Annotated in this window: 14 protein-coding genes; 12 read left to right on the top strand and 2 right to left on the bottom strand. The window is 70.2% G+C overall.

Going from position 1 to position 15284, the window contains the following annotated elements; all coding sequences use genetic code 11:
- Positions 1–7: 7 nt before the first annotated feature.
- From ACZ7KF_RS25070 to ACZ7KF_RS25020, 11 genes are all read left to right on the top strand, one after another.
- Positions 8–1855 carry an alpha/beta hydrolase gene (locus tag ACZ7KF_RS25070; RefSeq protein ID WP_471079136.1) on the top strand — a complete coding sequence of 616 codons (1848 nt, stop codon included), beginning with the start codon at positions 8–10 and terminating at the stop codon, positions 1853–1855.
- A 61-nt stretch (positions 1856–1916) separates the two neighbouring features.
- Positions 1917–2387, top strand: coding sequence for a hypothetical protein (locus ACZ7KF_RS25065; RefSeq protein WP_471079133.1), 471 nt, complete (start codon positions 1917–1919; stop codon positions 2385–2387).
- A gap of 26 nt (positions 2388–2413) precedes the next feature.
- Positions 2414–2941 carry a hypothetical protein gene (locus ACZ7KF_RS25060; protein WP_471079131.1) on the top strand — a complete coding sequence of 176 codons (528 nt, stop codon included), beginning with the start codon at positions 2414–2416 and terminating at the stop codon, positions 2939–2941.
- A 22-nt stretch (positions 2942–2963) separates the two neighbouring features.
- The gene (locus ACZ7KF_RS25055) at positions 2964–3494 is read left to right on the top strand and encodes a hypothetical protein (RefSeq protein WP_471079128.1); all 531 of its coding nucleotides are present in this window, start codon (positions 2964–2966) and stop codon (positions 3492–3494) included.
- Between the two features lie 398 nt (positions 3495–3892).
- A complete protein-coding gene (locus tag ACZ7KF_RS25050) occupies positions 3893–5128 on the top strand; it encodes an amidohydrolase (protein WP_471079125.1) in 1236 nt (411 codons plus the stop codon).
- Between the two features lie 278 nt (positions 5129–5406).
- Positions 5407–6462, top strand: coding sequence for a BMP family lipoprotein (locus tag ACZ7KF_RS25045; protein WP_471079122.1), 1056 nt, complete (start codon positions 5407–5409; stop codon positions 6460–6462).
- Positions 6463–6665: 203 nt separating this feature from the next.
- On the top strand, positions 6666–8192 hold the full coding sequence (locus tag ACZ7KF_RS25040) for an ABC transporter ATP-binding protein (protein WP_471079627.1): 1527 nt from the start codon (positions 6666–6668) through the stop codon (positions 8190–8192).
- The gene (locus tag ACZ7KF_RS25035) at positions 8189–9316 is read left to right on the top strand and encodes an ABC transporter permease (protein WP_471079119.1); all 1128 of its coding nucleotides are present in this window, start codon (positions 8189–8191) and stop codon (positions 9314–9316) included. Before ACZ7KF_RS25040 ends, ACZ7KF_RS25035 begins: the two co-directional genes overlap by 4 nt.
- Complete coding sequence (locus ACZ7KF_RS25030) at positions 9316–10602, top strand: ABC transporter permease (RefSeq protein WP_471079116.1); 1287 nt, start codon at positions 9316–9318, stop codon at positions 10600–10602. The genes ACZ7KF_RS25035 and ACZ7KF_RS25030 overlap by 1 nt, the downstream gene beginning before the upstream one ends.
- Positions 10599–11003 (top strand): cytidine deaminase, encoded by a 405-nt coding sequence (locus ACZ7KF_RS25025; RefSeq protein WP_471079113.1) that lies wholly within the window; start codon positions 10599–10601, stop codon positions 11001–11003. The genes ACZ7KF_RS25030 and ACZ7KF_RS25025 overlap by 4 nt, the downstream gene beginning before the upstream one ends.
- 72 nt (positions 11004–11075) lie before the next feature.
- The gene (locus tag ACZ7KF_RS25020) at positions 11076–12359 is read left to right on the top strand and encodes a thymidine phosphorylase (protein ID WP_471079110.1); all 1284 of its coding nucleotides are present in this window, start codon (positions 11076–11078) and stop codon (positions 12357–12359) included.
- Between the two features lie 290 nt (positions 12360–12649).
- Here ACZ7KF_RS25020 and ACZ7KF_RS25015 read toward each other — a convergent pair whose 3' ends face one another.
- Positions 12650–13600, bottom strand: a complete 951-nt coding sequence (locus ACZ7KF_RS25015; protein ID WP_471079107.1) for an AEC family transporter — start codon at positions 13598–13600, stop codon at positions 12650–12652.
- Positions 13601–13875: 275 nt separating this feature from the next.
- On the opposite strand from ACZ7KF_RS25015, the gene ACZ7KF_RS25010 reads away from it, so the two are divergent.
- Positions 13876–14229: an STAS domain-containing protein gene (locus ACZ7KF_RS25010; protein WP_471079104.1), complete on the top strand. Its 354-nt coding sequence runs from the start codon at positions 13876–13878 to the stop codon at positions 14227–14229.
- Here the strand turns inward: ACZ7KF_RS25010 and ACZ7KF_RS25005 are convergent.
- Positions 14113–15126, bottom strand: coding sequence for a sigma-70 family RNA polymerase sigma factor (locus tag ACZ7KF_RS25005; protein WP_471079102.1), 1014 nt, complete (start codon positions 15124–15126; stop codon positions 14113–14115). The two genes, ACZ7KF_RS25010 and ACZ7KF_RS25005, sit on opposite strands and share 117 nt — an antisense overlap.
- Between the last annotated feature and the right edge of the window lie 158 nt (positions 15127–15284).

Here is a 15284-nt window from a genome sequence, read left to right as displayed (position 1 = left end):
GAGGCTCATGGATCTTGCGACGCTGAAGGCGTTCAAACCGTCCGAGTACGAGCAGGCGGCGGACGGCTACCGGGCCGTGGGCGAGATGGCCGACTCGGCCAGGGAGACGATCGACAACAAGGTCGCGGCGGGCATCCGCAACAAGCTCGAGGGCCAGGCGGCGAAAGCCGCCCTGGGAGAGCTGGCGGAACTCTCGAAGAACTTCCACTACACCCAGACCGAGTGCGGACTGGTCAGCACCGCGCTGAACGCCTTCGCCTCCGACATGGCCGCGGCCAAGCGCAAGCTGGACGCGGCGATCGAGGACGCGAAGGCGGCCGGCTGCACGGTCGGTGCCGACGGTTCGGTGTCCTTCCCGGCGGGCGGCAAGGAGGTCGACGGCAAGGTGCCGGAGGGCGGCACGGTCTCGCCCAGCACGAGCATGACCGACCCGACGTCGGCGGCGATCGAGCGCCAGGCCATCAACATGCACCCGAACCCGAACTTCGGCAAGGCCGTGGGCTTCGCGGACCGTATCGGTGACGCCCTGAAGGAGGCCACGGACGCGGACACGAAGTGGGCCCCGAAGCTGCGGGCGCTGAAGGCCGACGACGACCTGAAGGTCTCGGACCGGGACTGGACCGACGTCAAGAGCGACACGTCCGAGGTGGTGAAGGGTGCCGACGCCTACGCCCGGTCCCTGCCGAAGCCGCCCAAGGACGGCGACCCGGAGCTGGTCGCCCACTGGTGGGCGGACCTCACGGACGAGCAGAAGTCGGCCTACATCTCCATGCACCCCGACTCCCTCGGCGCCATGGACGGGCTGCCCGCCACCGTGCGGGACGAGGCCAACCGTGTCGTGCTGGCCGAGAGCAGGGCGGAGTACCAGGACAAGCTGGACGCCTGGCTGAAGAAGGAACCCGACCGGTACGCGCCCTACATCAGCCCGGTCACCGGGCGCGAGGTGAAGGGCGCCCAGATCGAGACGGAAGAGTGGAAGGAGTGGAACAAGAAGAAGAGCGACCTGGAGGGCCGTATCGGCGGTATGGACGCCATCCAGTCACGCTTCGACAGAACCGGGATCGACGGCCTGCCCGAGGCCTACCTGCTCGGCTTCGACCCCGACGGCAAGGGCCATGACGGCAAGGTCATCATCGCCAACGGCAACCCGGACACCGCCGACCACACCGGTATCTACGTCCCCGGCACGGGAACCCTGCTGAAGGACATCGACAAGGACATGGGCCGCGGCGAGATCCTGTGGCACGAGACCAACCGGTACGCGCAGGGGCAGAAGGTCTCCACCATCACCTGGTTCGACTACGACGCGCCGCTGCAGGCGAAGCCCTTCGAGAAGGGCGGCGGCCTGTTCCCGGAGGCGATGTCGGACGAGTGGGCGGCGAAGGGCGGTCCGGGTCTCTCGCACTTCCTCGACGGCAGCCTCGAAGCGCACCGGATGGCCTCCGGCAACACCCACCTGGGTCACACCACGCTGATGGGACACAGCTACGGCACCACGCTCATCGGCGACGCGGCGAAGTCGCGCGTCTGGCCCGAGGGGGCGCTGCCGGTGGACGACGTCATCGCGGTGGGCAGTCCGGGCATGCAGGCCAAGCGAGCCGCGGACCTCGGCATCCCGCAGGGGCACATGTGGGCGGAGCAGGGCGGCGGCAACGACGCGGCGGTGCGGATCGGCGGGAAGTACCTCGCCGGCCTCGGCGACGACTGGACCATCCCGACCGACCCGGAGTTCGGTGCCAACATCATGGAGTCGGACGCCGACGACCACGGTGCCTTCTGGGACGAGGGCTCGACGAGCCTGCGCAACCAGGCCCTCGTCATGGCGGGCCAGTACGACAAGGTGACCCTTGAATAAGAAGAGCGCGACCGCTGTAAGCGCGGCACTGACCGCCATCCTCTTGGGAGGCTGCTCTCAGGTGAGCGACGAGACGGACGAGAAGAAAGCCGGCATCCGCGACGAGCTGGCCGTCAAACAGAGCGTCGAGCACGCGTCCAGCGAGATCCTCGACATCCTCGCGGTGAAGGGCAAGGTCACCCAGTCGGGCGCGGTGGCCGCCCCCTGCACGTCGTACCCGGAGGAGGACGAGGTACACCGTATGCGCCACCCGTGGAGCGTCTACGGGGTGCCGGGCGACGACCTCGAAAGGGCCATGGACCGGCTGCGCTCCCAGCTGCCCGCCAAGGGCTGGAAGATCGTCAAGGACGGACCCGACAAGAGCCGGGCGAAGCTTCCGCAGATCGTGGCCAACTCGCCCGACGGCCAGCTGTCCGCCGACCTCCGCCTGTGGCTGGAGCCCGCCGACAGCAAGCGCTCGTCCATGATCGAGGTCACGGTGGTGTCCGACTGCTTCCGCAGCAAGGCCGCCGGCACGGCCGGCACAGGCTGACCGCCCCAGGGAGAGGGAGACCTGACGTGAAGATCAAGCCGGGCGTCGTGGCGGCCGCCGTGCCCCTGGTGCTCACGGCCCTCACCGGCTGCGGCACGACCGACGACGACTCCGGCCTCCCGTCCGCCGGCACGAGCACGTCGAGCGACGCCGCGGACGAGGTGGAAGGCTCTTCCCGCGGTATTCAGGACCTGATCGGTGTCAGAGGGAAGACCTCCGACAGCCGCGCGACGGTGACCGAGTGCTCCGGCAGGGACCCGGACACGTACTTCCGGATCCTCCACCCGTGGAGCTTCACCCCGGCGTCCTCCGGTGACCTCGAGACAGCCATGCAACGGCTCAAGGCGGCCCTGCCGAAGCACGGCTGGAAGATCGTCGAGTACGGGCCGGACACCAGCAAGAACAAGAACCTGCGGCTCACGGCCGACAACGACGCGAAGAAGGCCAGTGTGCACATCATCCAGATGGCGAAGGACAACCCTCCGATGCTGAGCCTGGATGTCGTCTCCGGCTGCTACCAGGTCCCCGACGGCCAGCAGGTCGAGCACTTCTAGTGTCGACCGGAGGCTTCCCGACATGAGGTTCGAGCTGCGCGTCCTCGCGGTCGTGGTGCCCCTTGCACTCACCGTCCTGACCGGATGCGGCATGACGGACGAAGAGTCCGACGACGCCCCCTACGCCGGCACCAGCACCTCGAGTGACGCCGCCGACGCGTTGGAGGCGGTGTCCAGCGGTGTCTACGACCTGATCGGCGTCAAGGGCGAGGCGTCCCACGGCCGCGCCGGCGTCGAGGAGTGCCCCGACAAGGACAGGGACACGTACTTCAAGGTCTTCCACCCGTGGAGCTTCTACCCCGCGTCGGCGAGTGATCTCGACAAGGCGATGCGGAATCTCAAGGAAGAGCTTCCGAAGCACGGCTGGAAGATCGTCGAGTACGGGCCGGACACCAGCAAGAACAGGAACATCGTCCTGATCGCCGACCACGATCAGGAGAAGGCCGGAGTGCGCATCGCCAAGATGCCGAAGAGGGAGCGGCCCAAGCTCAGCCTGACCCTCGTCTCCGGTTGCTACAAAGTGCCCGAGGGCCAGAAGGTCGAGTACTTCTAGCGCCCCGGCCCCCCGCGCATCGCCCGGATGGCGAAGCACAGCCCTCCGATGCCGAGCGCGGACGTCGTCTCCGGCTGCCACCAGGTCCCGGAACACCGGCAGGCCGGGCGTCTCCAGCCGGCCGGCGGCCCGGCGGTGAGGGGGCGGGGTCACCCGTTCGGGCGCCGGGTCCGCCCCCGTCCGGAGTACCGCCACGGCCGGCCCACTTCCTGGACATCGCGCGCGTGACCCCCGTGATGCGTGGTATGCGTGGAAGGAGGAAACAGAGGTTTTACCCACCACCGTCCGCCGCCATGCGTACGCCGGTCAGATTTTCTTCCCCTAACGGGCTGAACTTTTGTTGATCGAGGGGTAGTTGATCAGTCGGGCGTCCTACCCTTCAGAGGGTGAAGCAATTGATGTCCCTAGAGTCCGAGGCCGGCCTTTCGGGGGATGTGCTCCCCGGCGTGCTGAGCGAGTCCCTGCACGCCGAACTCGTGGCCTTCCGCCGCGACTTGCACATGCACCCGGAGCTGGGCAACCAGGAGTTCCGTACGACTGCCGCGATCAAGGCGCGGCTGGAGCAGGCCGGGCTCAGGCCCCGGGTCCTCAGCACCGGAACCGGACTCGTCTGTGACATCGGCCTCACGGAGGGTAAGCGGCCGTCCGTACCGCTGCTCGCTCTCCGCGCCGACATCGACGCGCTGCCCATCCCGGACACCAAGGCCGACTGTCCGTACCGGTCGACCGTGCCGGACCGGGCGCACGCGTGCGGCCACGACGTGCACACCACCGTCGTCCTCGGCGCCGGCCTCGTCCTCGCCGACCTGCACGCCAAGGGCCTGCTGCCCCGCCCGGTACGGCTGATCTTCCAGCCCGCCGAGGAGGTGCTGCCCGGCGGCGCCCTGGACGTCATCGAGAACGGCGCGCTCAACGGGGTGGGCCGGATCCTCGCCGTGCACTGCGACCCCAGGGTCGACGCGGGCCGGATCGGCCTGCGGCACGGGCCGATCACCAGCGCCTGCGACCGCCTGGAGATCGCGCTCGACGGTCCCGGCGGCCACACCGCCCGCCCCCACCTCACCACCGACCTGGTCACGGCCGCCGCCCGGGTCGCCGTCGACGTCCCCGCCCTGATCGCCCGCCGGGTCGACACCCGCGTCGGTCTCGCCGTCACCTGGGGCCGGATCGAGTCCGGCCACGCCCCCAACGTGATCCCGCAGCACGCGGAGCTGTCCGGGACCGTGCGCTGCCTGGATCTGGAGGCCTGGCGGCAGGCCCCCGACATCCTGCACGCGGCCATCGACGAGATCGCCACCCTGCACCGTGCCAAGTCCGAGATCAACTACATGCGCGGGGTCCCGCCCGTCGTCAACGACCGTGAGTCCACCGAGCTGCTGCGCCGCGCCATGGTCGCCCGGCGCGGTATGCGATCCGTCGAGAGCACCGAGCAGAGCCTCGGCGGCGAGGACTTCTCCTGGTACCTGGAGCACGTGCCGGGCGCGCTGGCCCGACTCGGGGTGCGCCGCCCCGGCGAGCGCACGGTACGCGATCTCCACCAGGGCGATTTCGACGCCGACGAGCACGCGATCACGGTCGGTGTGGAGATGTTCACCGCGGCCGCCTTCCTGGACGCGAACGCGACGGAGAGCTGAGCGGACGGCCCCTTCGGGGGCCGTTCCCCTGGCCGGCGCAATACACACGCAAGCCATGTGTGCACTGTCCGCAACAAGGCCGGAACATGCCCCGGAGCCAGAGTTCAGGCACTGTTTGCCTCGAATCGATAACGGCTCCCTGAGGGGGTTTTTTGCGACATCTACGCGCGTTACGATGCCGCGAAGCCGACGCCGAAGGGGCGTCCCGGCTGGAGCGCTGACATGGTGCTCACATCAAGCGCCGACATGGCGCTCAGGTCAGGTGAAGGAGCCTTCCCGTGCGCCGGGTAGCCAAGCTTTCCGCTGCGTGTATCGCGTCCGCAGCACTCGCACTGACTGCCACTGCTTGTGGCAGCACTTCCTCCGACAACAACGACGGTTCGTCCCCCTCGGGCGACGGCAAGGGTGTCAAGGTCGGTCTCGCCTTCGACGTCGGCGGCCGTGGCGACCGCTCCTTCAACGACTCCGCCGCGCGCGGTGTCGACAAGGCGAAGAAGGAGTTCGGCGGCGACGTCAAGGAGCTGACCGCCAAGACCTCGGACACCGAGGCCGACCGCGAGCAGCGCCTGTCGGACCTGGCGGACGCGGGCTACAACCCGATCATCGGTGTCGGCTACGCCTACGCCGCCTCCATGACCAAGGTCGCCGCGAAGTACCCGAAGACCAGCTTCGGCATCGTCGACTCGGTCGTGAACGGCAAGAACGTCGACAGCATCAACTTCACCGAGGAGCAGGGCTCCTACCTGGCGGGTGTCTCCGCCGCGCTGAAGACCAAGACCAAGCACGTCGGCTTCATCGGCGGTGTCGACGTCCCGCTGATCAAGAAGTTCGAGGCGGGTTACGTCCAGGGCGTCAAGGACACCAACCCGAAGATCAAGGTCGACACGCAGTACCTGTCGCACGGCTCGGACACCTCCGGCTTCGCCAGCCCCGACAAGGGCAAGGAAGCCGCGCAGGGCATGCTCGACAACGGCGCCGACGTCGTCTACACCGCGGCCGGCTCCTCCGGCAACGGCGCGATCGAGGCCGTCGCGGGCAAGAAGGGCGCCTGGGCCATCGGTGTGGACTCGGACCAGTACAACATCCCGGGTCTGACCAAGTACAAGAACGCGATCCTGACCTCGATGGTCAAGAACGTCGACGTCGGTGTCTACGACTTCGTGAAGTCGGTCCACGACGGCAAGCCGCTGAGCGGCACCAACACCTACTCGCTGGCCAAGGACGGCGTCTCGCTGGCCACCAGCGGCGGCTTCATCGACGACATCCAGGCCAAGCTGGACGCGGCGAAGAAGAAGATCGTCGACGGCTCGATCAAGGTCAAGACCACCCCGTGACCTGACGGGTCCCGCCGGACCTGAGGCTCGGCGCGGGGGCGCCTGACGGAGCCCCCCGCCGAGCCATAACAATGTGTCAACTCTACGCGTGTAGCGCGGAGTTGCCGCGCTAGCGTCGCCGACGCCTGCCACCTCCCCTACGCAGCCCCTTTCCCCGAGGAGAGTGCGCCATCAACGCGTCCAGCCCTCCCGCTGCCGTCGAACTGCGCGGCATCACCAAGCGTTTCCCCGGCGTCGTCGCCAACCGCGACATCGACATCACGGTCCGCACGGGCACCGTCCACGCCCTGTGCGGTGAGAACGGCGCCGGCAAGTCCACCCTGATGAAGATCCTCTACGGCATGCAGCAGCCGGACGAGGGCACCATCACGGTCAACGGCGAGCAGGTCGTCCTGCACAACCCCGGCGACGCCATCAGCCGCGGCATCGGCATGGTGCACCAGCACTTCATGCTCGCCGACAACCTCACCGTCCTGGAGAACGTCGTTCTCGGCGCGGAGAAGCTGTACGGCATCGGCGGCAAGGCCCGCGCCAAGATCAAGGAGATCTCGGACGCGTACAGCCTGAACGTCCGGCCCGACGCCGTCGTGGAGGAGCTGGGTGTCGCCGACCGCCAGCGCGTGGAGATCCTCAAGGTTCTCTACCGCGGCGCCAAGACCCTCATCCTGGACGAGCCGACCGCCGTGCTCGTGCCCCAGGAGGTCGACGCCCTCTTCGACAACCTGCGCGAGCTGAAGGCCGAGGGCCTCACCGTCATCTTCATCTCCCACAAGCTGGGCGAGGTGCTGTCGGTCGCCGACGAGATCACCGTGATCCGGCGCGGCACCACCGTCGGCACGGTCGAGCCGAAGGGCACCACGCCCAAGCAGCTCGCCGAGCTGATGGTCGGCAGCGAGCTGCCCACCCCGGAGACCGAGGAGTCCACCGTCACGGACGTCCCGATGCTGAAGCTGGACGGTGTGCACCTGTCGCAGACCGACCTCGACGGCGTCGAGCGGATCATCCTGGACGAGATCTCCTTCACCATCCACAAGGGCGAGGTCCTCGGCATCGCCGGTGTGGAGGGCAACGGCCAGTCCGAGCTGGTCGAGGCGATCATGGGCATGCGGCACCCCGACGCCGGTGTCGTCACCCTCGACGGCGCCGACCTCTCCCGCGCCGCCACCCGCGACCGCCGCGAGGCCGGCATCGGCTACATCCCCGAGGACCGCCACCGCCACGGCCTGCTCCTGGAAGCACCGCTGTGGGAGAACCGCATCCTCGGCCACGTCACCGAGAAGCCCAACTCCCGCGGCGGACTGCTCGACCTCAAGGCCGCCCGCGCCGACACCCAGCGCATCGTCGAGGCCTACGACGTCCGCACCCCCGGCATCGATGTGACCGCCGCCTCGCTGTCCGGCGGCAACCAGCAGAAGCTGATCGTCGGCCGCGAGATGAGCCACAACCCCAAGCTGCTCATCGCCGCCCACCCCACCCGCGGTGTGGACGTCGGCGCCCAGGCGGCCATCTGGGACTACATCCGCGAGGCCCGCCGCGAGGGCCTGGCCGTGCTGCTGATCTCCGCCGACCTCGACGAGCTGATCGGCCTCTCCGACACCCTGCGGGTGATGTACCGCGGCCGCCTGGTCGCCGACGCCGACCCCGCCACCATCACCCCCGAAGAGCTGGGCTCCGCCATGACGGGTGCGGCCACCGGCCACCTGGAGCACACAGAGGACGACGAGCGATGAACAAGCTGACCTCCCGGATCGACAAGGAGCGGCTGCTCCTCGGCATCGCCGCGCCGGTGCTGGCCGTCGTCGCCGCGCTCGTCGTCACCGCCCTGGTGATCCTCGCGACCGGCAAGAACCCCGGCCCCGCCTTCAACGACATGGTGACCTACGGCTTCGCCAGCGACAGCCAGGTCTTCATCCTGAACAAGGCGACGACGTACTACCTCGCGGGTGTCGCGGTGGCCATCGGCTTCCGCATGAACCTGTTCAACATCGGTGTCGACGGCCAGTACCGGCTCGCCGCGTTCGTCGCCGCCGTCCTCGGCGGGGCGCTGACCGTGCCCGGCTGGCTCGCCATCCCGCTGATCATCATCTGCGCCATGGCGACCGGTGCCCTGTGGGCGGCCATCGCCGGCATCCTCAAGGTGACCCGGGGTGTCAGCGAGGTCATCGCGACCATCATGCTGAACTCGATCGCCACCGCGATCATCGGTTACCTGCTCCAGCCCGGAAAGCTCGGCCAGCTCGACGAGGCGGGCACGCTCGTCTCCACCAAGCCGCTGCCGTCGTCCTCGCACTTCTTCAACATCGACACCGGCCCGGCCGGCGTCCTGGACGGCTTCGTCATCGTCGCCGTGGTCGTCGGCATCGCGTACTGGTTCGTGCTCGGCCGCACCCGGTTCGGCTTCGACCTGCGCACGGTCGGCCAGTCCGAGAGCGCCGCCGCCGCGAGCGGTGTGTCGGTGAAGAAGATGATCGCCACCAGCATGATCATCTCGGGTGCGGTGGCCGGTCTGATCGGCATGCCCACGCTGCTGAACGAGAGCTACCAGTACGACAACAGCTTCCCCGCCGGGATCGGCTTCACCGGCATCGCCATCGCGCTGCTCGGCCGCAACAACCCGATCGGCATCGCGCTCGGCGCCCTGCTCTGGGGCTTCCTGGAGCGCACCACCAACCACCTGGAGTTCCAGGGCTACGACAAGGAGATCCTCGGCGTCATCCAGGGCGTCATCGTCCTCTGCGTCGTGATCGCCTACGAGGTCGTGCGTCGCTACGGCCTCAAGCGCCAGCAGCAGAAGGTCGGCGCCGAACTCGCCGCGCAGGCCGCCGCTCCGACGAAGAAGCAGGAGGTGGCGTGATGACTGCCACGATGACCGACGCGCCGCCGCCCGCGGCGCCCAAGGCGCCGGACGCGCCCCGGCGCTCGGGCCGCTCCCTCGGCCAGATCCTCATGATCGTCGCCGGCGCCCTGCTGCTCCTGGCCGCGGTGCGCATGATCACCGGCTCCAACCAGCTCGACTCCGCCGGTCAGGTCGCCGCCGCGCTGGGTCTCGCCGTACCGATCGGCCTCGCCGGACTCGCCGGCCTGTGGTCCGAGCGGGCCGGCGTGGTCAACATCGGCCTCGAAGGCATGATGATCCTCGGCACCTTCGGCGCCGGCTGGATCGGCTGGCAGACCAGCCCCTGGCTCGGCCTGCTGTGCGGCATCGGCTTCGGTGTCCTCGGCGGCCTCGTGCACGCCGTCGCCACCGTCACCTTCGGCGTCGACCACATCGTCTCCGGTGTCGCCGTCAACCTGCTGGCGCTCGGCGCCACCCAGTACCTCGCCAAGCTGTTCTTCGCCGGCGGCAAGGCGTCGGAGGCGGGCGGCAACCCCAAGCAGTCCCCGCCCGCGGACTCGCTGCCCGACATCACCGTCCCCGGTCTCTCCGACGGTCTCGCGTCGATCGAGAAGCACCACTGGTTCCTGGTCTCCGACCTCGCCGGCATCGCCGGCGGTCTGGTCACCAACCTGTCCGTGATCACGATCCTGGCCGTGCTGCTGTTCGTCGGCAGCTGGTGGCTGCTGTGGCGCACCCCGTTCGGGCTGCGGCTGCGTTCCTGCGGTGAGAACCCGATCGCCGCGGAGTCGCTCGGCGTCAACGTCTACCAGTACAAGTACGCGGCCGTGGCCGTCTCCGGCGGCCTCGCGGGCCTCGGCGGCGCGTTCCTCGCGCTGGTCACCTCGCACACCTACCTGGAGGGCCAGACCGGAGGCCGCGGCTACATCGGCCTCGCCGCCATGATCTTCGGCAACTGGCGCCCGGGCGGTCTGGCGATGGGCGCGGGCCTGTTCGGCTACTCCGACGCGCTCCAGCTCCGCAACGGCGGCGTGACGGTCCACGCCCTGCTCCTTCTGCTGGTCGTCCTGCTCGCGCTGCTGGCAGGCTGGAAGATGTACAAGAAGGCCCACTGGCAGGGCGGGGTCAGCCTCATCACGGCCGCGCTGGTCCTGCTCTGGTACCTGTTCACCGACGAGGTCCCGAGCGACTTCGTGGGCGCCACCCCGTACGTCGTCACCCTGCTCGTGCTGTCGCTGTCCGCGCAGCGCCTGCGGATGCCGAAGGCGGACGGCATGCGCTACCGGAAGGGTCAGGGCAAGTGACGACGCCGGCCGCCGGGTTCGACTGGGAGGCGCTGCGCGCCGAGGCGCGCGAGGCCATGGCCCACGCGTACGCCCCCTACTCCGGCTATCCGGTCGGTGTGGCGGCCCTGGTGGACGACGGCCGCACCGTCACCGGCTGCAACGTGGAGAACGCCTCCTACGGCCTCGGCCTGTGCGCCGAGTGCGGCCTGGTCTCGCAGCTGCAGCGCACCGGCGGCGGCCGGCTGACGCACTTCACCTGCGTCGACGGCGCCGGCGCCCTGCTGGTCCCGTGCGGCCGCTGCCGCCAGCTCCTCTACGAGTTCGGCGGCCCGGACCTGCTCCTGGACACCCCCGAAGGCGTCCTGCCGCTCTCCGAGATGCTGCCCCAGGCCTTCGGCCCGGGCCATCTCACCAAGTAACTCCCGTACGGCCCCCCTGATCCGCTCAGGGGGGCCGTGCACTTCGCACCTCCCGGAAGGAAGTCATCAGCCATGGCCATGGACGCCATCTCCGTCATCCGCACCAAGCGGGACCGCGGTGAGCTGACCGACGAGCAGATCGACTGGGTCATCGACGCGTACACCCGGGGCGAGGTCGCCGACTACCAGATGGCCGCGCTCAACATGGCGGTCCTGCTGAACGGCATGAACCGCCGCGAGATCGCCCGCTGGACCGCGGCCATGATCGCCTCCGGCGAGCGCATGGACTTCTCCTCGCTGTCCCGCCCGACGGCCGACAAGCACTCCACGGGCGGTGTCGGCGACAAGATCACCCTTCCGCTGGCCCCCCTGGTCGCGGCCTGCGGCGCGGCCGTCCCCCAGCTCTCCGGCCGGGGCCTCGGCCACACCGGCGGCACCCTGGACAAGCTGGAGTCGATCCCCGGCTGGCGCGCCCTGCTCTCCAACGAGGAGATGCTGCACGTCCTCGACACCACCGGCGCGGTGATCTGCGCGGCGGGCGACGGCCTGGCGCCCGCGGACAAGAAGCTGTACGCCCTGCGCGACGTCACCGGCACCGTCGAGGCGATCCCGCTGATCGCCTCCTCGATCATGTCGAAGAAGATCGCCGAGGGCACCGGCTCCCTGGTCCTGGACGTGAAGGTGGGCACGGGCGCCTTCATGAAGACGATCGAGGACGCCCGCGAGCTGGCGTCCACGATGGTCGGTCTCGGCACGGACCACGGCGTGAAGACGGTCGCGCTCCTCACCGACATGTCCACCCCCCTCGGCCTCACGGCGGGCAACGCCCTGGAGGTCCGCGAGTCGGTGGAGGTCCTGGCGGGCGGCGGCCCCGCGGACGTCGTGGAGCTGACGGTCGCCCTGGCCCGCGAGATGCTCGACGCGGCCGGCGTGAAGGACGCGGACCCCGCGAAGGCCCTGGCCGACGGCTCGGCGATGGACGTCTGGCGCCGGATGATCGCGGCCCAGGGCGGCGACCCGGACGCCGTGCTGCCCACGTCGAAGGAGCAGCACGTGATCAAGGCTCCGTCGTCCGGGGTGCTCACCCGCCTGGACGCCTACGACATCGGCATCGCCGCCTGGCGCCTGGGCGCCGGCCGCGCCCGCAAGGAGGACCCGGTGCAGGCGGCGGCGGGCGTGGAGATGCACGCCAAGCCGGGCGACACGGTGACCGAGGGCCAGCCGCTGCTGACCCTGCACACCGACACCCCCGAGCGCTTCGAGTACGCCCTGGAGGCGGTGACCGGCTCCTACGACATCGCGGCCCCGGGCACGGACTTCACGCCGTCGCCGGTGGTGCTGGAACGCATCGCCTGACCTGCGCCCGCGGCCGGGGAGACCCCGACGGCACAGCGCTTCCGGGTGAACGGGACCGGTGGACCTCCGCCGGTCCCGTTCGGCATGCGGGGATCGGTGGGGCACCGAGGGGAGACCGCCGTGAGCGTACTCACCGTCAGCCGGGACCCCGGCCGGAACGGGGACGACCTCGTCCGGTACGGATGTCCGCCGGGTCCTCGGCGCGGTGAGGCCCGGGGATCCCGTCAAGCTGCCGGAGCCGTTCGGCCCGACCCTCGGCACCGGCGAGTTCCCCGTCGACCGTCACCGCCTCACCCCAGCACCGCCGCCACCCCCACCAGCACCGGCACCGACACCACCGTCGACAGCAGGACCGACTCGCGGGCCAGGGCCTCGGCCACCCGGTAGCGGCTGGCGTAGGTGAAGAGGTTCTGGGCGCCCGGGAGGGCCGCCGTCACCACCACGTCCAGCAGCGGGGCGCCGTGGAGGCCGAAGACGCCCCGCGCCAGCACCCACGCCACCAGCGGCTGGCCCAGGGACTTCAGCGCGACGGACAGCAGGACCGGCTCCCGGTCCCGTCCGCGCCACGGTGCCGGGTTGCCGTGCAGGGACATGCCGAAGGCCAGCAGGGCAGCGGGTACGGACATGTCCCCGATCAGGGCGACGGGGTCCATGACCGGCCCGGGAAGCTGCCGGCCCGCCGCCGACACCACGACCCCGCACAAGGAACCCACCGCGATCGGGTTCCGCAGCGGGGTCAGCAGCCGCCGCCACACCGTGCCCTTCTCACCCGTGCCCTTCTCACCCGTGCCCTTCTCGCCCGTGCCCGACAGGTCCAGGACCGTGAGGGCGGCCGGGGCCACCAGCACGACCTGGAACAGCAGCACCGGCGCCACCAGAGACGCGTCACCCAGCACATACGCGGCGATCGGGATGCCGAGGTTGCCCGAGTTGACGTAGCCGGAGCACAGGGCGCCGATCGTCGTACGGCCCACCCCCCAGCGCCGCAGCACGCCCACCGTCACGAAGATCCCGGAGACCACCGCCGTGCTCAGGGCGGTCACCAGCAGCCGCCCGGAGAACAGGACCGACAGGTCGGCCCGTGCCAGTGTCGTGAACAGCAGCGCGGGGCCGGCCACATGGAAGGCCAGCCGGGTCAGCACCTCACCACCCTGCGGCCCGAGCGTCCCCCGCCGCCCGAGCACATAGCCCACCCCGATCACGACCGCGATCACCGCGAACCCGCTCAGCACCCCCGTCACAGGGCCCACCCTCCGCGGGCGGAGGCGGGCCGGTCAATGTGATCTCCGCCGGCCCCGCCGGCCGTCCCGGCCGCGCAGCCACCCGGCAGGAGAGGGGCCGGTGCGGGGACCGGGGAGGCGCGGTGCTCGTCTCATCGGCGGCATCGGCAGGATCGGCAGCATCCCGCGACGGCGGCACCGGGGCCCGGCACGAGCGCACGTACTCAACGGCGGTACTGGGACGCGGGGGCGGCAGCCTCCGATGAGTTCCGGCCGCCCCGCCGGTCTACCCGCACGTGGATGCCAAGACCCCCGCCGTCCTCGTGCTGCCCGGACCCGTCCGCCGTGACGAGGTGCCCGGGCTCTGCGCCGACGTGCGGGCACTGCTGAAGAGCAGCGGAGCCGGGGTGGTCGTCTGTGACGTGGGCGGACTCGGGCCGCCGGGGCTGGCGGCCGTCGATCTGCTGGCCCGGCTGGAGCTGGCCGCCCGCCGGGCCGGCGGGCGGATACGCCTGCGGGACGCCGACCCCGCCCTACACGCCCTGCTCGACCTCGTCGGCCTCCGCTTCCAGGTGGAGGGGCAGGTCGAAGAGCGGGAACCAGCGCTGGGTGTCGAGGAAGCAGTGGAATCCGGTGATCCGGCCGTCTGAGACCTCCAGCACCTGCACCGCCCACGGGCTGAACCCGCCGTTCTCCGGGTCCGGCTTGTAGTGCGCGAAGCCCGGCAGGCCGTTGGCCCGGACCGGCAGCAGGCGGGAGCCGGCGCAGGAGGCGCCGATGGTGGTCATGAAGCCGGTGATGTCGGCGGTGCCGCGCAGCCACAGGTCGAACGGCGGCATCGTCATGATGGCGTCCTCGTGCAGCAGCGCCGTCAGCGCCGCCATGTCATAGCCCTCGAACGCCTTGACGTACCGCTCCAGCAGCTTCTGCTGCTCCTCGTCCAGCGGATCCGACACCATCCCCTCGGCGCCCGCGTCCGCGCGCTCCGCGAGCGTGGCCCGGGCCCGCTGCAGCGCGCTGTTCACCGAGGCGACCGTGGTGTCCAGCAGCTCGGCCACCTCGCTCGCCTTCCAGGCCAGCACCTCGCGCAGGATCAGCACCGCACGCTGCTTGGGCGGCAGTTGCTGGAGAGCCGCCATGAAGGCGAGCCGGATCGACTCCTTGGCGACCGCCGCCTCCGCCGGGTCCGCCACGGCCGGCAGCACACGCGCGTCGGGCACCGGCTCCAGCCAGGTGTTGTCCGGGCGCGGGGAGAGCGCGGCCTGCGCCAGCGGGGTCGACTCGGTCAGGTCCATGGGCCGCGCCCGCTTGTTGCCCGCCGTCAGCATGTCCAGGCACACGTTCGTCGCGATCCGGTACAGCCAGGAGCGCACCGAGGAACGGCCCTCGAACTTGTCGTAGCTCCGCCAGGCCCGCACCAGGGTGTCCTGCACCGCGTCCTCGGCCTCGAAGGAGGAGCCGAGCATGCGGTAGCAGTAACCGGTCAGCTCGGTCCGGTGCTTCTCCAGTACGACGTCGAGATCCGCCGTCGCCGTGCCGTTGCCCATCGTCCACCCACCCCTGTGGCCGTCCCGTTCGCGCGCCGTCGCGCCCCAGCACTTGGGAAGCTACCGCAGCCCACTGACAATGGCCCCCGGAGTACGAAAACGCCCGGCGCGGAACGGTTGCTTCGCGGAGATGAGCGGTGTGCCGCCGGCCCGGTGCG

The sequence above is a fragment of the Streptomyces sp. NPDC038200 genome (genome assembly GCF_055600785.1).
The sequence above is the reverse complement of the archived record's forward strand: the minus strand, read 5'-3'. Positions and strand labels throughout refer to the sequence as shown.

Coding starts and splice junctions, on each gene's coding strand:
- ACZ7KF_RS25020 (WP_471079110.1), top strand. CDS start 11,076: ATGGCCATGGACGCCATCTCCGTCATCCGCACCAAGCGGGACCGCGGT.
- ACZ7KF_RS25055 (WP_471079128.1), top strand. CDS start 2,964: ATGAGGTTCGAGCTGCGCGTCCTCGCGGTCGTGGTGCCCCTTGCACTC.
- ACZ7KF_RS25050 (WP_471079125.1), top strand. CDS start 3,893: ATGTCCCTAGAGTCCGAGGCCGGCCTTTCGGGGGATGTGCTCCCCGGC.
- ACZ7KF_RS25035 (WP_471079119.1), top strand. CDS start 8,189: ATGAACAAGCTGACCTCCCGGATCGACAAGGAGCGGCTGCTCCTCGGC.
- ACZ7KF_RS25070 (WP_471079136.1), top strand. CDS start 8: ATGGATCTTGCGACGCTGAAGGCGTTCAAACCGTCCGAGTACGAGCAG.
- ACZ7KF_RS25030 (WP_471079116.1), top strand. CDS start 9,316: ATGACTGCCACGATGACCGACGCGCCGCCGCCCGCGGCGCCCAAGGCG.
- ACZ7KF_RS25005 (WP_471079102.1), bottom strand. CDS start 15,126: ATGGGCAACGGCACGGCGACGGCGGATCTCGACGTCGTACTGGAGAAG.